This is a genomic window from Nocardia wallacei (assembly GCF_014466955.1).
In the GTDB taxonomy this organism is placed as follows: Bacteria; Actinomycetota; Actinomycetes; order Mycobacteriales; family Mycobacteriaceae; genus Nocardia; species Nocardia wallacei.
Genome location: NZ_AP023396.1, coordinates 7,458,497 through 7,478,428, shown reverse-complemented (window position 1 = coordinate 7,478,428; position 19,932 = coordinate 7,458,497). Strand labels below are relative to the sequence as shown.

The following is a 19,932-nucleotide window of genomic DNA, read 5'->3' as shown; positions in this document are numbered from 1 at the left end:
TCGGCTGACGGGCCGGTGTGCCGTACGGCACTCCGGTGATTGGCGAAGAATTCATGCCGGGTTCGGCAGTCACCCGGCGTTCTGGCGGGTACGCACCGCGATTCCCGAGCCGACCCCGCCACCGGATTCGGCGTCGATATCGGCGAGGATCGCGCGGATCGGAATGCCCAGCGACGCCGTGCCACCGTATTGCGCGAGGCCGATATTGGCCTCGTTGCAATCGGGGGCGTTGGCCGCGTTCGATCCGCTGGTGATGCCCAGCGCCAGCGTGCCGGTGACGATCGCGCCGCCGCTGTCACCGCCGAGGGTGCAGGCCGAACTGGCGAAACCGCGCACGGTCTTGGATTGCCCCTCCGCGGTGAACAATTGCGTCTCGACCCGATCGGCGACCACGAAACCACAGGTGAATGTGGAGGATTGGCCGGACTTGCAGATCGGCGCGCCGATCACCGGGTCGGCGGTGCCGGTGACACTGATGGTGGTGCCGTTCGCGCCGCGCACCGACGGCTGGTCCATGCCCGCGCGCACCGCGCGCTCACTGAGCTGGATCACCGAATAGTCCAGGCCGCTGCTGCCACCGACGTGCGCCCGCACGAAGGTGCCGAGCTTGGGGCTGGCCTTGAGGTTGCGGACATCGGGCAGGTACACGTCGGCCTGGCCGTCGCCCTTGTCGAGATTCGGATCGCAGTGTCCGGCACTGATATTCAGCGCGTTACCGGCGGCATCGATGCTGTTGAAGCCGAACGAGCACACGTCCACCGTCTTCAGCGCCGCGTCGTCGAGCGAGGTGGGGGCGCTGATGTAGGTGTCGCCGCCCATCGGCCGCCGCTCGACCGGGCCGCCGCCGTTGGGGGACAGCACGACCTTGATGTTGGCGATCAGCGTCGGGAGATTCAGCAGGTGGCCGGCCGGGGTGTTGGCGACGCTCAGGACCAGCTGGCTGTTGAGGAAGTCGACGGCGACGGAATTGATGGCCGCGGCGATATCGCGGGGCAGGCCGCCGATCCAGCCGACCAGCTGGTCCAGCGAGCTCTCCAAGTTGTCGGCGGAGATCGGCGCGAGCCGGGTCTGGTAGCCGGCCGTTTCGGCGGTGTGCGCGGCATCGAGCGAGGTGACCGCCACGACGGGTTTGCCGTCCGCGGCCAGCCAGGCGCCGGCGAACTCGTCGGGGCGTTCGGAACGGAAGTCGCGGGCGTACTGACGCAATTGCTGGGCGCGGGCGGCACGGTCCAGGTATTCCGCGGGCGTCATCTTCAGGTCGCGGCTGATGGCCTGGGCCATCTCGGCAGGAAGCTGGTCGGCCGTCAGCTGCGCGACCTCCGGCGTCGGATCGGCTAACGCGGGTGACGTACCAAGCCACGGTCCGACGAGGACGGTCGAGACGAACGCGGCGGCGGCAGCTTTGACCGTGGCGCGTCGCGCCGGCAACTTGCGCATGAAGTCCCTTCGTCAGGCACCGGGTGTGCCAGGTGAATCCGCGGGGCCGGTAAGCCGTTGTGCGGCAACAGCCCTCATCCTGCAGCAGACCGAGCGCCCGGTCCGTGAACCGGGCACTCGGGTCAGCGCTTCACTTTAGGGCACAAATGCGCCGAGTTCGCTACGAAACGATCACGGAATCCCGGCGTACGGCCGCTGCGGTTGCGGGGGCGGCAGCCAAGTCGGGTACGGGATGAACGGAATGACGGTGGTCGGCGTCCGGCGCGGCGTGGTCGGTGTGGTGCGCGTCGGACGGGACGGTGAGGTCGTGGTCGAGGGCGGCGGGGGCGGCGGCGTCTCGGAGGTCGGCGGCGGCGGGGGCGGCGCCTCGGAGGTCTCGGGTTCCGGCGCGGGCTCCTCGACGAGGCTCGGCGGCGGGGCCACGAAGACCGGCGGGGGTGGCGGGGCGACGGTCGTCGGGGCGGGTTCCGAGCGCGCGTTCGGCAGGGGCGCGACGGGTGTCTCGGTGTCGCCGCGTAGGAGCAGCGCGGCCGCGACGCCGCCCAGGACCAGGCCGAATACCGCCGCGGCGGCGATCAGGACCAGGGTGCGGCGACTGCGCCGCGACTCCGGTTGTGGTGTCTCGGGTTTCGCCGTCTCGGCCGCGGCCACCGTCTCGGCGGGCGGGTCGGCCTCGGGGTACACCGCCGGTGTGGCCGCGGAGTACGCCGCGGGCATGGCGGCCGAGTAGGCCTGCATGGTCGGGTCGTCCGACGGCAGCGCGGGCAGCACGTCGGTGACGATCAGCGAGTTCTCGGAGTGGGTCGGGTCCGGGGGCGTGCTGCCCGCCGGGGTGGCCAGCACGGCGGCCAGCGCCGCGCGGGCGGCGTCGCGGGCGTAGCCGCGGCCGTCGACCGTGCCGTCCGCGGATTTCCCGGGATCGGGAAGGTCGCCCTCGCTCACCAGGACCACCGACCGCAGGCCGAGATAGTCGAGGGCGTCGCGCAGCGCGGACACCTGCTGGGCGGGCCAGTCGGCGGGATGGGTGGCGTAGAACTCGGCCGGGCCGTTCAGATGATCGGCGGCCAGGTTGATCAGGCAGAACAGGGCCGTCGCGACCAGATCGTCGGCGCGGTACGCCTCGCCGTCGTCGACCGAGATGCCCGCCGGATCGCCCACGGCCGCGAAAAATCCGGTGATGGAATGGGAATGGCCCGACGGCGGCTCACCGCCGAGCGCGGCGTCGCCGTCGTCGGACATGTGCAGCACCGAGTCGCGGACGATGTAGTGGGGTTCGGCCGAATCGTCGCCCGCCTCGCCGACGCCGGCGACGACAGCGGCGACGCATTCGTCCTCGGCGATGCGCAGGCCCACCCCTGTGGCCATTCTCGTTACCTCGCTTCGGTGTCCCGTTCGGTGCCGCACCGATGTCACACGAGCAGCGAACCGTGGCCCATGGCGCGGAGCATCGACAATAACTCCGATCGGGACCCGGCTCCGATCCGACGCCGGATCCGCGCGACGTGATGCTCCACCGTCTTCGCCGAGATGTACAGGCGAGCGCCGATTTCCCGGTACGTCAACCCCAGTAGCACCAGTTCGGCGACCTCGCGTTCGCGCTCGCTGAGAATGGCGTCACTGCGCGGCGCGGGTTCGGGGCGCGGCTCGGCGGCGGGTTCGGGCGGGCGGACCGGCAACTGTGGCGGGCGAGATTCGGTGCGCACGGTGCGGGCCAGCTTCAGCAGGGCGGTCGCGACGGCCGAGTCGTCGGCCGCCAGCGCGGCCTCGCTGGCCAGCCGGGCGGCGTCCCACACCATGCCGATGGCGGCCAGTCGGCGCACCGCGCCCGCGACCTCGTCGGGCGCCACCGATCCACGCAGGGTCAGCACCCAGGTGCGGCCCGCGTCGGCCAGCGCCGCCGCGTGCGGATCGCCGGCCAGGGCCGTGGCCTTCAATTGCTGTGCGTGCGGCAGCAATTCGTCGGGACGCTCGCGGGCGATGGCGGCCTGGATCGCGTACCAGTGGAAGGCGTTCGCCCAGGCGGGCGGATTGCCCAAGCGGTGCAACAGCTTTACCGCCCCGTCCACCAGCGCCGCCACCCGGCTCTCGTCCTGCAACCGGATCCCGGCCAGCCACAGCTCGCCGATCGGCAGCAGTGCCAGCAGGTCGACGCCGATCTCGTCGAACAGCGGATGCGCCGCCTGCCAGGCCAGTGTCAAGGCGGTGTGGTCGCCGCCGCGCCGGGCCAGGCCGACCAGCACACCGTGCGCGAGCAGCCGATCGCGTTCGCACAGCCGGTCGACGTCCAACGCCCCCGCGAGTCGCGCGGCCGACTGCTCGTCGCCGCCCAGCATCGACGTCCACGCGGACAGCACGATCAGATGCTGATCCTGGGCCGCCACCTCGGCCCCCGGATCGGTGTCGCCCACCGGCAGCGGCGCGGTCGTGGCCCCGTGCAGAGCGTCCGCGGCCCGCCGCGGCTCACCCATACTCAGGCACAGCAGTGTGGCGATCGACACCGCCGTGCACGGCAGCAACTCGGGATCGGCGGCCGACAGTTCCGTACGCGCCGCCTGAATCAGAGCGGAGGCCGCCGCGAGGGACGCGGTGCGGCCGGGGGCGGGCGTGCCGCCGACGGCGAGTGCCGGTGTCCCTTCGAGCGGTCGTCCGCGGGCGGGCGCACTGCCGGTCGAGGTTGCCGATGCTCCATCGCGCCGTTGGCGGGGTGCGTTCGCCTCGTTGGCGGGCGATACACCCGCCGGCGCCCGGCCGCTGCCGAAGGCGTCCGCGAACTTTCCTTCCCGCGCTCGCGCGGCGCCGGTTGTGGTCGCGCTGTCGGCGGTGGGTGCGGGCGCCCCTTCCGGCCGTCCACCGGTGCCGGGAACCGACGCGCTGTTGGTGGCGAGTGCCGACAGCCCTTCCCTCGGTCGGCCGGTTGGGGTTGTGGTGTCGGTGGCTGGTGCTGATACCCGTTCCGGCGAAAGGTCTTTCGCGCTCGTGGTGTCGATTGCGGTGGCGTCCGTCAGGCCGAGGGAGCGGGACAGGGCGGTGGCGATCAGGGCGGCGCGGGCGGTGGTGCGGGTGGGGGGCCACCGGGTCGCGGAGGCGGACATGGCCGCGGCCGTGTCGATGTCGCCTGCCAGGTACATCACGGTTGCCCCGACCGCCCAGTCGGTGCCGATTCGTTCGGGGCCGAGCCACGAGTAAAGGTCGGCGGCGCGGTCGGTCAGGCCGCGCCGGGTCCACACGCTCGCGCAGACGCGGACAGCCGCGGCGAGTTCGGCGGGCGGGCCGTCGGAACGGTCCAGCATCGGCTCGGCCAGCCGCAGGGCGATATCGGTACTGCCGAGGCGGGCGGCGGCTTCGGCCCAGCGCAACTTCATCGCCGGCGCGGGCCGCCAACCGGTCCCGGTGCCGCTGGCCGCTGCCGCCGAGTAATAGCGGACCGTCTCCGTTCCGGCGGTTTCCGCGGCGGTGCAGAGGAATTCGGCCAATCTGGCGTCGCGCACGCCGGACTCCGCGAGCAGCAGCGCGGTGTGGTCGCGCAGCAACCCGGCGTCCAGCCGTGCCTGCAGTAGCCGGCGCTGCACCGTCAGGAAGCGGCGATCGCCCACCAGTGTGCGCAGCGGGGCGACGGCGAGGGCGAGCAGCAGGTCCGCGTCGGTCACCAGCGCGCTGGCGCGGGCTCGATCGATGAGGTCCAGGGCGGCGGTGTCGGTGATGTCCAGCACCTCGGTGAGTTCGGCCGGATCCAGGCCGGTACCGGTCGCGGCGATGACGAACGCGTCCAGCAGCTGCGGCTCGGTGTCGTCGAGAAGTGTTCGAGCCCAGGCTGTTACGGCCGCGTCCACCGCGCCCATGCCGCTGTCGAGCCGCGTGGCGCAGGCCGCCGACAACGCCGCCACCACGCCCCCGTGGATACCGGCGGTCCGGCCGTGGATGTGCTGGGCCACCGGCCGGGGCACCATCATGCCCAATTCCCTTGCGAACGGCGCGATGTCGGAAACGCCGAGCGGGCGCAGATCGACCACGCGGCCCCGGCGCGACACCGCGTCGGTGAAGGCGCGCAGCGCCGGATCGTGCGGACGCGGCCGGGTGGCGATAACCATTGTGCAGCAGCCCGATTCGACGGCCGCGCACAGTTTCACCAGTTCGCTGGGTTCGAGGGTATGGGCGTCGTCGACCACCAGCGCCGGGCGGGGGCCGGTGCCGCCGGTGGCCTCGGAGACGGTGTCGCAGGCGACGATGCCGCGGCCGCGCAGGCGGTTGCGGAGCGCGGCCAGCAGCGTCGACTTGCCCGTGCCGGAGCGTCCGCGGACCAGGAAGACCAGCGGCTCCGAACCGGCGGAGTCCAACTCGCGGAACATCTCTCGCACGCCGGGGAGTGACTCGTGCGCGATGGCTGTAGTGCTTGTCACCGAAGCTAACCACCTGTGCGTTCGATTATCCGGCCCGGTGCGTCCAGCACCGTGCCGACGGCGTCTCCGGTCTGATCGAGGGCATCGCCCAGCGTGCTGCCGACCCCGCCCGGCTGCGGCAGCGTGGGAGCTGGCACCGGCGTCGGCGTGCCCGGAACAGGTTGTGGCGCAGGGTAAGCCGGGGCGGGCGCGGGTGCCGCGGGACTTCCGGCCGGAGCCGGGTCCGGGTTCGCGGCGGGTGCTGCGGGGGCGGCCGCCGAGCCGGGCGCGGCTGGGGAGCCGGGTGTGGCCGGAGAGCCGGGTGTGGCGGGGGAGCCCGGGGTGGCCGGGGAGCCGGGGGATGCGGCCACCGGTACGACGGCGGCGGACCCGTCCGATCGGGCTGTACCGGTTTCGGCGGCCGGAGCGACGCCGGAGTCGTTCGCTGCCGTCGGCGACTTCGTGCCCGAGGCCGGGGTGGATGTGGTGGCAGAGGGGGAGTCGAACGCCGCGGTGCCCAGTGTCAGCGTGCCCGTGGCCAGTACGGCGACGGCTGCCGCCGCGCCACCGATCAGGGCCACGCGCTGCCAAGTGCTGAAGCGTCCGCCGCGGACGGGCTCGACCGGCAGTTCCGGTAGTGGTGAGACGGCGGTGGTTCGTACGAATCGGGGCGCGGGAGGTAGGTACTCCTCCTGCGCCGCAACGGGTTCGGTGGGCGCGGCCGCGATCACCGGTGCGACATCTGTTTGCACCGACTCCGCGAGCAGGTCCGCGGCCAGCAAAGCGGCCCCGTGCGCGGCGGTGTGCGCGGGTTCGGCGACGGTGCCGACCGGAAGACCGAACTCGGTGGAGAGCAACTCGGTGAGCAGCGGAATCGCCGCGCCGCCGCCGGTCAGGAGGATTCGGCCCGCCGTGCCGCCCGCGCGCGCCAGCGCCTCGTGCACCAGGGCCAGGGAGTCACGCAGCGGTTCGCGGAACAACTCTTCGACATCGGCGCGGACCAGTCGGATATCACGGCCGGGCAACCCGGGGAACTGAACCGGGACCGCCGTCGCGGTAATTTTTGACAGTTCTTCTTTCGCATTCCGGCAGCGGTGGCGCAGGGCCGACAATTCCGTTTCGACCACCGGATCGAACGGGTCGAGATCGTTATCGCCCAGCGCGTTTGCCAGGACATAACGCAACACCAGGAGATCGAATTCGCTGCCCGACACCTCCTCGGACCGCGCCGGCTCGCCCAGCAGCCCCGCGGCGCCGACTACCGAGACGGTGAGGCCGGTAGTGCCCAGGTCGTAGACGACGACCGGGCTCGCGGCGGGACGGCCGGGCTCGTCGGCCAGTCGCCGCGACGCCGCCACCGCCTCGGGAACGAGCGTCACCTCATCTCGCCCGGCGGCGTCCAGAGCGGCCCGCTGTGCCGCCACGACGTGCGGTTTCCACCAGGTGGGCACGGCTGCCACGGTGTGCTCGGGGGTGCTGTCGTCGATTGCCGCACCGATCACGCCGGCGACCAGATCCGCCGCGGCGATCGGGGAGCCGTCACCGGTCAGCATGTTCACCGGGTCGCCCACCCGGGCCAGGAAGCCCTCGGAAACCCCCGGCGGCGCGGTGGGCGAAATGCGGACAGCGAAGTCGCCGTTGGCGCCGTGACCACCAATCGTCGTCACGGCGACCGTGTTCGACGAGCCGACGGTGATGCCGAGCGTCAGGCCCTGAGTCATTCGATAACCCCTGTCGTTCGAAACGCAAGGTGAAACGTGTGTTCGAAAAGTTGCGTGGTCGTCGCGACCTGCCCCCTCTGTCGGTTGCTGGGGGTTCGTTGTTACTTCACCCGGAGCAGGTACGGGGAAATTTCCCCTAATGCGGCGACGGCCCCCATCGCGAACCCGCTGTGGACAAGGGGGTTTCACCCCGTTACGGGGAAACGGCGGGGGTTCCTAGCGTGAAAAGCAATTCGACTGCCACGGACCGCTACCGGTCCGCTGATCCTGGAGACGACCCGCCATGAGCCCGAACGCGATTCTCGAATTCATCCTCAGCCTGCTGCGCGACCACGAGGCCGCGGTCGGCTACTGTGCCAACCCCGCCCAAGCTTTGGCCGCAGCCGGCCTGCAGGCGGTGACCCCCGAGGACATCGCCGCCGTCGCACCCATGGTGGCCGAGTCGGCCCTGGTCGCGGGCGGTTCTCAACTCTCCGCAATCGTCGCCGCCGGCTGCGGCGCGGGCGGACTGGGCGGTGCGGCCGGTGCCGGTGGTGCCGCGGGCGTGGGCCTCGGCGGTGCGGTCGGCGCCGGTGCGGGCGCTGCGGTGGATGCGGGCCTGGGCGGTTCCGTGGGTGCCGGTGTGGGTGGTGCCGTGGATGCGGGACTCGGTGGTGCGGCCGGTGCGGGCGGTGCTGTGGACGTGGGCCTGGGTGGTGCGGCCGGTGCCGGTGGTGCTGTGGACCTGGGGCTCGGCGGTGCTGTCGGCGCGGGTGGTGCCGTGGGCGCGGGCCTGGGCGGTGCGGTGGATGCGGCCCTCGGTGGCGTGGTGGACGCGGGTGTCGGCCTCGGTACTGCGGTGGGTGCGGGGCTCGGTGGCGCGGTGGACGGGGGACTGGGCGCGGCAGTCAACGCCGCGACCGCCGCCGAGGCGGTCCTGGGTGCCGCCGCGGCGCTCGGCACGGAGACAGGCGTGACCGTCGGCTCCGGCCTCGATCTGGGCCTGTCCGCCGTAACCGACGCCGCCACAAATCTCGGCGCGACGGTGACCAGCGGTGCCGAGACCATCGCGAACCTGGACCTGCATGCCGTGGTGGACGCCGCCACGCAGGCGAGCACCGCCCTGACAGCGGGCCTGACCACGGCATTGTCGGGCGCGGCAGAAGTCGCCACGGACCTGGGCACCCTGGCGGCCGCAGGCTTGTCGAGCGCGACCGCGGGTGTGTCGGGCGCGGCCGAGATCGGCACAGACTTGGGTACCGCTGCGGGAGCGGCTCTTTCGGGCGCGGCGGAACTCGTCACCGATCTGGGTGCTGTGGCGGACGCTGGTTTGTCGGGTGCGGCGGGGGTCGGTACAGATCTGGGCGCTGCGGTGGAGGCGGGCCTTTCGGGTGCGGCGGGGGTCGGCACAGACTTGGGTGCCGCTGGGGGAGCGGCTCTTTCGGGTGCGGCGGGGGTCGGTACAGATCTGGGCGCTGCAGTGGAGGCGGGCCTTTCGGGCGCGGCGGAGGTCGGAGCAGACTTGGGTGCCGCTGGGGGAGCGGCTCTTTCGGGTGCGGCGGAACTCGTCACCGATCTGGGTGCTGCGGTGGGGGCGGGCATTTCCGGCGCGGCGGAAGTCGCCAGCGGTCTGGGTGCTGTGGGGGAGGTCGGTACAGAACTGAGTGGTGCAGTGGGGGCGGGACTTTCGGGTGTGACGGGGCTTGGCACGGACTTGGGTGCTGCGGTGGGGGCGGGGCTTTCGGGTGCTGCGGAGGTGGGGGCAGGGCTGGGTGGCGGTGTTGCCGCTGGATTGGAGACCGGGTTGGGGGGGAGTGTGGACGGTGCTCTGTCGGCCGCCGAACTCGGCCTGGGCCTGGGGGATTCGGCTTCTGCCGGGCTCACCGGCTCGCTCGGTGCGACTACCGCAGGGATGTCGGATGCGCTCGATGGCGGGTCGCAGGCGGCCGCGGGCCTTGCCGGAAGTCTGGGGACTGCTGCGTCGAGCGTGGTGACTGTCGGCGGGCAGGGCGTGGGCGACGCGGTCGGCGGAATCGGGACGTCGCTGGACGGGGGCGCTGCTGCGGGAGCCGGAGTCGGTGCCGGGCTGGAGAGTGCGGTCGACGCGGGGGTCACGGGTGCGCTCGGTGCCGGGGCAGCGGGCGCGAGCGGTTTGGAGCTCGGATTGGGTACGGGGGGCACAGTCGCCGGCGGTCTCGATGAGTCGTTCGCCGCGGGTGCCGGGTTCGATGGTGCCGGGGCCGGGTCGACCGGCGGACTCGAAGGTATTGCGGCAGGTACGGGTGGATTGTCGTCGGGGCTCGAGGCGTCGTCCGGGACGGAGCTGAATGGTGGGCTCGAGGGGGCGGCGGCGTCCGGTGCCGAGTTGGGTGGTGCGCTCGGCGGTGCCACCGGGGTTGATGGCCTTAGCGAGTTGGGAACCGATGCCGATGGCGGTGGGTCTTCGGTGGCTGGAACGTGGTCGGCGGTAGATGTCTCGCAGGCGTTCGGTAACGGGGTGGGTACCTCGTTCGGTGATACCGGGGTGAGTGGGATCGGTGCCGGGACGGCGGACGGGCACGGTTCCGCGGGCCTGTTCGGGGCGACCGAGTCCACCGCGGCGGCCGATTCGCACCTCGGCGGCGATATCGGCGGCGAGCTGCTGCACTGATCGGAACGACCGGAGCGACAAGGGAAATGAGGACCGTGGTGGCAACCGATCCCACCCCCGCCACGCCGGGACTGTCGCTGTCCACGGCGCTGGCCGAAACCGTCGCGGCCGCGCGGGTGGCCGGTCGCGGTGATCTGGTCACCCGGCTGCGGGCGCTGGCCGACCGGGTGCGCGATCCGCGCCAGCGCATCGTGGTGGCCGGGCTCGGCAACCAGGGCAAGAGCCGCTTCGTCAACGCGCTGCTGAACGCCGAACTCTGCCCGGTGGGCGACGACACGACCACCACGGTGCCCGTTCTCCTCGCGCACGGCCCGCAACCGGGCGCGGAACTCGTCGTCGCCGACGCGGACGGCGAGCGGCGAATTCCGTGGCAGCTCGACGACTCTCGCGCCCTCACATCGCATTCCCCGCACGGCCGGGTCGCCCGGCTGGAGATCCGCGCGCCCAGCCCGCTGCTCGCCGACGGCGTCGTGGTGATCGACACCCCGGCCATCGGCGGCCGCGCGACCGGAGCCGCCGGTGCCCTCGGCCTGGCGTCGACGGCCGACGCCGTGCTGCTGCTGTCCGACGCGTCGACCGAACTGACCGAACCGGAGGTGGAGTTCCTGCGGCAGGCGCAGCGGCTGTGCCCGGCGGTGGCGCTGGTGCTGACCAAGCTCGACCTGTATCCGCATTGGCGGCAGGTCTTCCACGCCGACCAGGCCCACCTGCGCAGGCACGGACTGGACCTGCCCGTACTGCCGGTGTCGGCGCTGCTGCGCACCCACGCCCTGCGACTGCACGACGAACAGCTCGGCCGCGAGTCGGGCTTCGGCGCACTGTACGACTTTCTGCGTGCGGTGGTCGCACGCAGCCGCGCCGCCACCGGCCAGACCGTGGCGCGCGACATCGCTTCGGCCGCAGAACATCTCGCCCTGGCGCTGGGCAGCGAACTGGTGGCCCTGCGCGATCCGGAGCGGGGCGAGGCCGCCATCGGCGAATTGCGCGCCGCCAAGGCACAGGCCGAAGAACTGCGGCGCCGCACCGCCACCTGGCAGCAGACCCTCGGCGACGGCGTCACCGACCTGGCCGCCGACATCGACCACGACCTGCGCGGCCGATTGCGCGGCATCGCCCGCACCGCCGAGGAGTGGATCGACGAGAACGATCCCGGTCGGCACTGGGACCGCATGGCGGCGTGGCTGAATGCGACCGTCGACACGGCGATCGGCGACAACCTGCTGTGGACGCACCGGTGCGGCGTCCGGCTGGCCGAACGGGTCGCCGAGCATTTCGCCGAGTTCGGCGGCGTCGACCTGCCGCACGTCCGCCCCGATCCCGGCTCCGGCGACCCCGGCGCGGGGGTGGCGCTGTCGGATCTGGAACCGGAACTGGGCCTCGGGCACAAACTGCTCGTCGGCCTGCGCGGCTCCTACGGCGGGCTGGTGATGGTGGGCCTGGCTGGTACCGTCGCCGGTCTGGCGCTGGTCAATCCTCTGTCGCTGGGCGCGGGAATGCTGTTGGGCGGCAAAGCCTTCCGCGACGACAAGCGGGAGCGCCAGGCCCGGCGCCGGGCCGAGGCGAAGGCCGCGGTGCGCCGCTACCTCGACGATGTCGCCTTCGAGGCGAGCAAGCAGTCCCGCGACCGGCTGCACCGCATCCACCGGCTGCTGCGCGACCACTTCACCGGCATCGCGGACCGCAGCCTGCGTTCGCTCTCCGATTCGCTGCAGGCCGCACAGGATGCCGCCGGGGTCGAGACGGCCCGTCGCGCCGAGCGCTGTGCGGAGCTGGAACGGCAACTGCGCGTCGTCGCGCAACTACGCCGGTATGCCGACGCGATGCTGCCGCCCGCGGGCGCCGGTGCCGGCTAGGCCGGACGCCCGCTCCGGTACGGTTGCCGCGTGAGTTTCGAGGTCACCGGGGGGATCGTGCCGGAGACGCGGCGGCTGATCGGGGCCGCGGCGCAGGCGTTCGCCCCGCGGTCGCGCCCGGCCGAACTGCTGGACGAGTGCGCGCGGCGGCTGGATCAGCCGTTGCGCGTGGCGCTGGTGGGTCAGCTCAAGGCCGGGAAGTCGACGCTGCTCAACGCGCTGGCCGGGCAGGATATCGCACCGACCGACGCCACCGAGTGCACCCGCACCGTGACCTGGTACCGGCACGGCGCCACGCCGCGGGTGACGGCGGTGGCCGCCGGTGGCGCCCGCGCCGACGTGGTGGTCCGCCGGGTGCCCGGCGTGGGCGGACTGCCGGGAGCACACGGCCTGACCTTCGATCTGTCGGCACTGCGCTGGAATGCGGGCGGACCGCACGAGGTGGACCACCTCGAGGTGGACTGGCCCTCCGGCGCGCTGGCACGCACCACCATCATCGACACCCCCGGCACGTCCTCGTTGTCGCGCGACATCTCGCTGCGGACGACGCGGCTGCTGACGCCGGGCGACCCGGCCGATGATCCGCTGCCCGCCGCCGACGCCGTCGTCTACCTGATGCGCCGCCTGGATTCCGCGGATCTCGACCTGCTCGAGAGATTGGGGGGAGTTGTCGGCCGAGGAGTCGACGGCCAGGGAGTTACCGGGCCGCTGGGCGTGATCGGGGTGGTCTCGCGCGCCGACGAGATCGGCGCGGGCGGCATCGACGCACTGCATTCCGCGCGCGAGGTGGCCGACCGGTTCGCGGGAGAACTGGAGCGAACGGGATTGTGCCAGGCCGTGATTCCGGTGGCGGGCCTGCTCGCCTTCGCCGCGGCCACTCTGCGGCAGCGTGAGTACGACGCGTTCGAGGCGCTGGCCGCGGCGCCGGTGGCGGAGTTGAATGCCGCACTGTTGTCGGCGGATCGCTTCGCCCGCCCGGACCTGCCGCTGCCGATCGAGCCGGACCTGCGGGCCCATCTGTCCGCGCGCTTCGGCCTGTTCGGAATTCGCATGGCGGTCACGCTGATCCGGCTCGGCGTGCGCGACTCCGGCACGCTCGCAGCGGAATTGACCCGGCACAGCGGGCTGGACGAGCTGCGTTCGGTGCTGGCGGTGCAGTTCGCCGAGCGCGCCGACCAACTGCAGGCCCATTCGGCGCTGACGGCACTGGCCCGTGTCCTGACCGGCTACCCGGGAACGGCCGCCGACCGGCTGCTGCCGCGGGTGCGCACCCTGCTCGCCGATGTCCACGGATTCGCCGAACTACGGTTGCTCGGACGGCTGCGCACCGACGAATTCCCCCTGCCCGCTGACGATCTCGCCGAACTGCACCGTTTGATCGGCGGTTCCGGCATCGCCGCCGCGACCCGCCTGGGCCTGCCCGGCACCGCCTCGCCGTCCGAACTGCGCGCCGCGGCCCTTGCCGCCGTGCGCAAGTGGCGCACCAGAGCTCGCCATCCACTCGTCGACCGCGCCACCGCCAACGCCTGCGAGACCGGCGCGCGCAGCGCGGAGGGCCTGGTCGAACAGCTCGGCGCACCCGAAACGAACCCACTGCCGCGCATCCGTACGCAGCGCGATGCCGGGCGCTGAGCCCTGCCGAGTTCGACCGAAGCCCTTGCCGTCGTGACTGTCCGGCGCGGCCGAGCCGCTGGACGAGTGCGCGGCGGCTGGCTCAGCGCGTGGCCGGGGCCGGGGTCAAGGGGCGGTGGCGGTGCTCGCCGGGTCGATGAGGATCTTGGCGTGCTGCTCGGGATTGCCGAGGGCGGTGAAGGCGTCGTCCACGCCGTCCAGGCCGACCGTGCCGGTGATCAGCGGGGCCGGGTCGACCTTGCCGTCGGCGATCATGTGCAGGGTGTCGCGGAATTCGCCGGGGTCGTAGCCGAACGCGAAGCGGAGCTCGATCTCCTTGTTGATGGCCATCGCCGGTTGGAACCGGTCGGACTCCATGCAGACGCCTACCACCACCACCCGCGTCAGCGGCGGTGCGGCGGTGAGGATCTGGTCGATGATGCCCGGCACGCCGACGCATTCGAACACCACCGGCCCGGCCGGACCCGCGTTCAGGGTGTGGGCCAGCCGGAATGCGTACCACCACGGCAGGTTCGGGATGCGCCGCAGCCGCTCCATCGCGTCGAAACCGAGATTCAGCACGTCGGTGACGCCGGTGACGCGGCCCTTCTTCGGTACCGCGGTCCACGGCGATTCGGTGCCGGGATCGACCACCACATCCGCGCCGCAACGTACCGCCAGCTCCCGGCGGCGCGGTGAGAAGTCGCTGCCGACAATGGTTTTCACCCCCGCCGCCCGCAGCATGGTGATGACCGCGAGACCGATCGGGCCGCACCCGATCACGAACGCCGTCTGCCCCTTGCCGACCCGGCCCTTGCGCACCGCGTGCCAGGCCACCGCCATGGGTTCGGTGAGCGCGGCATGATCGGGTGAGAGCCCGTTCGGCACCGCGAAGGTCATCGCCTCCTGCACGACGACCTGTTCGGCGTACCCGCCGGGCGCGTGCACCGACAGGCCGGTCAGCTGGGGTTCGCGCCCGTTTCGCAGGATGGGCAGCGCCACCACCCGGGTGCCGGGCCGCCACCGTGTGCGGCAGCCCGGGCCGTATTCGACGACCTCCCCGCAGAATTCGTGTCCGAGCACCACCCGCTGGTCCGATCGCATGAAGTGGTCGTAACCCGTGGTCGCGGCTAGGTCGGCAAGATCGTCGCAGTGCACCCGAGCGTGCAGGTCGGAGCCGCAGATCCCGCACCGGAGCACATTGATCAGCAACTGCCCCCGCCCGGGCCGCGGCCCCTCCAGATCCGCGACCTCCAGCTTGCCTTCGGAACAGACGACCGCCTTCATACCCGCACGGTACCCCGGTCACCCTCGGTCCACTGCCGGGTCCGCGACTCCGGGATCACGACGTCCACCAGATAGTCGGCGATATCGCGGCCGCCCCGCCACGATGCGCGGCCGACCCGTCGGTGACCCAGCTCACGGCATCGAGCTGTCACAGCGCCCGCGCAGCCGTGTCCAACCGGATGTAAGCAACTCACGGAAGGACACCGGCGATGCCCACCATCGACGTTATCGACTCGTTCATCCACTACCGCGACACCGGCGACGGCGCGGTCCCGGTCGTGTTCCTGCACGGCAACCCGACCTCCTCGTATCTGTGGCGGTCGGTGATTCCGCACGTGAGCGATCGGACCCGGGCGCTGGCGCCGGACCTGATCGGCATGGGCGACTCCGGAAAACCCGACAGCGGGTACCGTTTCGTCGACCACGCGCGCTACCTCGATGCGTGGTTCGATGCCCTCGATCTGGATCGGGTGGTGATCGTCGGCCACGACTGGGGCGGAGCGCTCGGGATGCACTGGGCGGCACGGCATCCGGACCGAGTACGGGGGATCGCGGTGGTGGAGACGTTCCTGCGGCCGATGCGCTGGGCCGAGATGCCGCCGCTGGGCGCCGACCTGTTCCGCCGCTTCCGTTCGCCCGAGGGCGAGCGAATGGTGTTGCAGGACAACATGTTCATCGAATTCAACCTGCCGCACTCCACCAGGAACCTCGATCCCGCGGCGCACGACGTCTACCGGGGCTACTACCCGACGCCGCGGTCGCGGCTGGCGATGCTGGTGTGGCCGCGGGAGCTGCCGCTCGACGGCGAGCCCGCCGATGTCGTCGCGATCATCGAGAACTACGGCCGCTGGATGGCGGACTCGCCCGGAATCCCCAAGCTGTTGATGGCTGTGGACAACGGCGTAGGCCTCGGTTCCGGGGAGGCCATCGACTGGGCCGCGGCGACTTTCGCGTCCGCCGAAGTCGCCGCGATAGGCCAGGCCGGGCATCACGCCCCGGAGGACCAGCCGCATGCCATCGGTTCGGCGGTGGCGCACTGGCTGGACAAGCACGCGCTGCTGCACATCGATCCCGCCGGGTGATCCCGAGCGCGGTCGCCTCCCGCCCGAGCCCGCCTCACCAGCGGCAGGTTGCGCGGCGCGCCCCCGCAGCGAACCATGTGGTGATGACAGCGGATCCGGTTACGCCCCCCGCCGCCGTGATGGGCGTTGCCTCCGACAGTGGGCTCGGCACGACGACCGGCAGTGGGTTCGATGCGGAGGCCGACAGTGGGCTCGGCGCGAAGACCGGCAGTGGGTTCGATGCGAAGACCGGCAGTGGGTTCGATGCGGAGACCGGCAGTGGGTTCGATGCGGAGACCGGCAGTGGGTTCGATGCGGAGGCCGCGCTGGTGGTGCGGGCTGTGGCGGGGGAGCGGGACGCGGTGACCGAAGTTGTCCGGTTGCTGCGGGATCCGCTGTATCGGCTGGCGTTGCGGATGGTCGGGCGGCCCGCGGATGCCGAGGACGCGGTGCAGGAGATCCTGCTGCGGGTGCTCGGCGCGCTCGATACCTACCGGGCCGAGGCGAAGTTGACCACCTGGGCCTACCGCATCGGCGTGAACCACCTGCTCAATCTGCGTCGGCGTAGCCCGCAGGAGGCGGCGCAGCTGTCGCTGGACGACTTCGGCGCCGGGTTGCGTGACGGACTGGCCGAGCAGGAGTACCGCGGGCCGGAGGCCGCCGTGCTCACCAGCGAGGTCCGGCTCAGCTGCAGCCAGGGCATGCTGCAGTGCCTGTCCCGGGAGGAACGGGTCGCGTTCGTGCTCGGCGACGTGTTCGAGCTGAGTTCAGCCGAGGCCGCCTGGATTCTCGACACCACCGCGGCCGCCTACCGAAAGCGCTTGGAGCGAGCCAAGAAGCGCCTCGGCGCCTTCTTGACCTCGTCCTGCGGCCTGGCGAACCCGGCCGCCGCCTGTCGCTGTGCCCGGCGCGTGGACCGGGCGGTGGCCCTCGGCCGCCTCGACCCGGCGCATCCGGCGTTCGCCTCCCACCCCGTGACCCCCGGCGGCCGTACCGCCGCCCGAGCCGAGGCACAGATGGTCCGACTCCACGACGCGGCCGCCATCTTCCGCGCCCACCCCGACTACGCCCTCCCTCGAGCCCGTGCCGAAGCCATCGCCGAACTCCTGCGTTCCGGCCGTTTCCCTATGCTCGAGGACACGGACCGCCTCGTGTAGGCGCCCGTGCCCGGGGTACGCCGACGCCGAGGAGGTGTGGATATGAGTCGAGACGACGACACAGTCGTGCGGGTGTTGCTGGAGCGTGCCGGGACGAGCTACGCCACCGAGGCCGGTATCGAGCTGGCGGACAAGCCCGCGCCGGTGTTCCAGCTGCTCGTGCTGGCCGAGTTGCTGAGTGCCCGCATCTCGGCGGAGATCGCGCTCGCCGCGGCCCGTGAGCTGAACCGGTCCGGGTACAACACGCCGCGGCGGGTCGCCGATGCCGAGTGGCAGGAACTGGTCGACGCGCTGGGCCGCGGCCATTACAAGCGCTACGACGAATCCACCGCCACCCGGCTGGGCGAGAACGCCAGGCTGATACTCGAGAAGTATCACGGCGACCTGCGCCGGTTGGCCGACGAGGCCGGTCGCGACCCGAAGCGCCTCGCCGAACTGCTGCAGCAGTTCAACGGGATCGGCCCGGTCGGCGCGGACATCTTCCTGCGCGAAATCCAGGACGTCTGGACCTGGGTGCGTCCGCATTTCGACCGACGCGCCCGCAAGGGAGCCGAACAGCTCCACCTGCCCACCGACCCCGAGGTCCTCGACCGGCTGGGCAAGCGCGGCCACGACGCCGAACTGGCCGCGGCCCTGGTCCGAGTGAGCCTCGACGGCAAGCTGGCCGAGGAGGTACTGGCCGCCGCCCATTGATCGATCCGTCCGATCCGCCGTTAGTGGCGATCGGCCGGGGAACTGGCATTACTATCCGGATGTGGTGTCGAAATCGTCCGGATCGCCGGGATACTCGGCCGAGACGGGACGGCTTCGAGCCCGCGACGTCGATCGGGTGAATACGCGCGCCCGGCTGGACATCGCCTACGAGGAGGGCCAGCTCGGCGCCGACGAGTACCACGAGCGCTCCGAACGTGCCGCGGCCGCCGAGACATTGGCGCAGTTGCACCCCTTGGTCGCCGACCTGCAGGCGTCGCCGGAGAGCGCGGATCTCTCGTTACCCGATCCGGCGTCGCTGCGGGTCCGGCAGCGGCCCGGGACGTATCCGCCGACCGTCCGCGCCCGCGAGGCCGATCGCGCGGCCGCGTGCCTGATCCTGGATGCCGCGCTCGGCGACGGCCAGCTGTCCGCGGACGATCATCGCGCTCTGACCGAATTGGCCGGAGCGGCAAAGACTCTGGGTGATCTCGGCGAGCTGACCGCGGACCTGCAGCGCCCGGCCGACGCACCGGCCCAGCCGCGGCGGCCGCGCTCGTACCGCGGCGTGTTCGCGGCAACTGTGGCGGTGGCGGCGGTGTGCGCCGCGGTCGCGGGCTTCGCCCTGACCCATCGCTCGACGGCCGAGCCGGTCGCGACGCCCGGCGTGGTCCCGGAGGCGGTGCAGCCGCTGGTGGTCCCGATGCCCGCCCCGCCCACCGCCGAGGGCTTCGCGTTGATCCGGGAGCAGTACCGGGCGAAGTTCGGCACGACCGTCGTGGACGATCTGTCCCTGTACCCCGGGCACGCCTCGCTCGAGGCGGCACCGCCGGGACAACCGAACCGGGTGATCCGATGGACCTACCGGGGTGGTTTCCTGCCCAGTGGCGAACCGACGACACGGCCGGTGGACACGCCGACCTTCGATCTGGCCGCGGTGGACCCGGGTGTGCTCGGCCGACTGGTGTCGCAGGCCCTCGAACAGACTCGGGTCGACGGCGGAGCGGTGACGCACATCGGTCTCGGGCCGGACACCATCTCCGGCCTTCCGCGGATCTCCGTCTATGTGGGTAACAAGTTCAGCGAGAACGGGTACCTGCAGGCCACTCCCGCCGGTGACGGAGTGCGGGTCTACCCGTTCAAGAGATAGGGATGGATTGTGGACACGCTCGCGAGTGAGTCAACGGGTCGGCGCGCACCGAGTGTGACGCCGTGAGCCCGACCCGGCACAGCGGGCTGCGGGTGCGTGACGCGGATCGGGTGGACGCCTGCGCCCTGCTGGACACCGCCCGCGACGACGGCCAGCTCACGGCGGACGAACATGCCGATCGGACGTCGGCGGCGTTGCGCGCCAAGACTTTCGGCGACCTCGACGCACTGGTCCGCGATCTGCAGATACCCCGCAATCTGGTCCGGAGCGCGGTGGTGAATCCCCAGCGGCGACGACGATCGCGGCGATGGATTCCCGCGGTCGCCGCCGTAGCCGCCGCCGCGGCGGTCGGGGCGCTCGTCGGGGTAGCGGCCACCGATCGGCCGGGTTCCGGCTCGGAGCTGCCCGACCTGACCACCGTGCGCGGTATCGAATTCTTCCTCGCCGATTACCGTGCGCACTTCGGCGACCTGATGGTGGACGAGCTGACGCTGCATCCGACGCATGCTTCCTTCGAACGCGGCGTGCCGGGTGGCACGGAGAGCTTCACCTACCGTGGGAAATTCGACGGTTCGTCGGTCAGCAAACGCGATCCGAGCGTGCAGCCGTTCGACCTCGGTGCCATCGATCTGCCGCTGCTGGCGCGCTGTCTCGCCGGTGCCCCGCAGACCCTGGCCACTCCGGAAGGGGTGGTCGGTCACCTCTCGATCCAGCGCGACACGGATCTGCTCGACGACGGCCCGGCCATCACCATCTACACCGAGGGCACCCTCGGCACGGGCCACATGGCGGTCGGTCCGGCGGGCGAAGTGCTCGAGGTGTTTCCGGCGAATCGCTGAGCGCGGGGCCGTCGAAAAATTTCTTCCCCGTCCGGGAATTGATCCCGCCTGCCGCTCGTTGAGCTGATCGATGCAAGGTTGAGTGCGACGGACTCAAGTCCTCGGTTGACTCGTAAGGAGT

The 19,932-nt window shown here is 71.7% G+C and carries 13 protein-coding genes; 8 read left to right on the top strand and 5 right to left on the bottom strand.

Features of this window, described 5'->3' with window-relative positions; all coding sequences use genetic code 11:
• Positions 1-69: 69 nt before the first annotated feature.
• The 4 genes from NWFMUON74_RS33630 to NWFMUON74_RS33615 all read right to left on the bottom strand — a co-directional run bounded on the left by NWFMUON74_RS33630 (position 70) and on the right by NWFMUON74_RS33615 (position 7,534).
• Positions 70-1,437: a S1 family peptidase gene (locus tag NWFMUON74_RS33630; protein WP_187685712.1), complete on the bottom strand. Its 1,368-nt coding sequence runs from the start codon at positions 1,435-1,437 to the stop codon at positions 70-72.
• 171 nt (positions 1,438-1,608) lie between these two features.
• Positions 1,609-2,802, bottom strand: coding sequence for a hypothetical protein (locus tag NWFMUON74_RS33625; protein WP_187685711.1), 1,194 nt, complete (start codon positions 2,800-2,802; stop codon positions 1,609-1,611).
• 44 nt (positions 2,803-2,846) lie between these two features.
• Complete coding sequence (locus tag NWFMUON74_RS33620; protein WP_425303446.1) at positions 2,847-5,834, bottom strand: LuxR C-terminal-related transcriptional regulator; 2,988 nt, start codon at positions 5,832-5,834, stop codon at positions 2,847-2,849.
• Between the two features lie 5 nt (positions 5,835-5,839).
• A complete protein-coding gene (locus NWFMUON74_RS33615) occupies positions 5,840-7,534 on the bottom strand; it encodes an Hsp70 family protein (RefSeq protein WP_187685710.1) in 1,695 nt (564 codons plus the stop codon).
• 283 nt (positions 7,535-7,817) lie between these two features.
• Here NWFMUON74_RS33615 and NWFMUON74_RS33610 point away from each other — a divergent pair, with 283 nt between their 5' ends.
• The 3 genes from NWFMUON74_RS33610 to NWFMUON74_RS33600 are packed head-to-tail and all read left to right on the top strand — an operon-like array spanning position 7,818 to position 13,648.
• Positions 7,818-10,163 carry an IniB N-terminal domain-containing protein gene (locus NWFMUON74_RS33610; protein ID WP_187685709.1) on the top strand — a complete coding sequence of 782 codons (2,346 nt, stop codon included), beginning with the start codon at positions 7,818-7,820 and terminating at the stop codon, positions 10,161-10,163.
• 26 nt (positions 10,164-10,189) lie between these two features.
• Entirely contained in the window at positions 10,190-12,016 is a 1,827-nt protein-coding gene (locus NWFMUON74_RS33605; protein ID WP_187685708.1) for a dynamin family protein, read from the top strand.
• 30 nt (positions 12,017-12,046) lie between these two features.
• Entirely contained in the window at positions 12,047-13,648 is a 1,602-nt protein-coding gene (locus tag NWFMUON74_RS33600; protein WP_425300450.1) for a dynamin family protein, read from the top strand.
• Positions 13,649-13,753: 105 nt separating this feature from the next.
• Here NWFMUON74_RS33600 and NWFMUON74_RS33595 read toward each other — a convergent pair whose 3' ends face one another.
• Positions 13,754-14,914: a zinc-binding dehydrogenase gene (locus NWFMUON74_RS33595; RefSeq protein WP_187685707.1), complete on the bottom strand. Its 1,161-nt coding sequence runs from the start codon at positions 14,912-14,914 to the stop codon at positions 13,754-13,756.
• A gap of 209 nt (positions 14,915-15,123) precedes the next feature.
• On the opposite strand from NWFMUON74_RS33595, the gene NWFMUON74_RS33590 reads away from it, so the two are divergent.
• From NWFMUON74_RS33590 to NWFMUON74_RS33570, 5 genes are all read left to right on the top strand, one after another.
• Entirely contained in the window at positions 15,124-15,996 is an 873-nt protein-coding gene (locus NWFMUON74_RS33590) for a haloalkane dehalogenase (RefSeq protein ID WP_187685706.1), read from the top strand.
• A gap of 83 nt (positions 15,997-16,079) precedes the next feature.
• Positions 16,080-17,132 carry an RNA polymerase sigma factor gene (locus NWFMUON74_RS33585; protein WP_232110730.1) on the top strand — a complete coding sequence of 351 codons (1,053 nt, stop codon included), beginning with the start codon at positions 16,080-16,082 and terminating at the stop codon, positions 17,130-17,132.
• A gap of 42 nt (positions 17,133-17,174) precedes the next feature.
• Positions 17,175-17,825 carry an HhH-GDP family DNA glycosylase gene (locus tag NWFMUON74_RS33580; RefSeq protein WP_187685705.1) on the top strand — a complete coding sequence of 217 codons (651 nt, stop codon included), beginning with the start codon at positions 17,175-17,177 and terminating at the stop codon, positions 17,823-17,825.
• A 61-nt stretch (positions 17,826-17,886) separates the two neighbouring features.
• On the top strand, positions 17,887-18,972 hold the full coding sequence (locus NWFMUON74_RS33575; protein WP_187685704.1) for a DUF1707 SHOCT-like domain-containing protein: 1,086 nt from the start codon (positions 17,887-17,889) through the stop codon (positions 18,970-18,972).
• A 62-nt stretch (positions 18,973-19,034) separates the two neighbouring features.
• Positions 19,035-19,811: a DUF1707 SHOCT-like domain-containing protein gene (locus NWFMUON74_RS33570; protein WP_187685703.1), complete on the top strand. Its 777-nt coding sequence runs from the start codon at positions 19,035-19,037 to the stop codon at positions 19,809-19,811.
• The last annotated feature ends 121 nt before the right edge of the window (positions 19,812-19,932 follow it).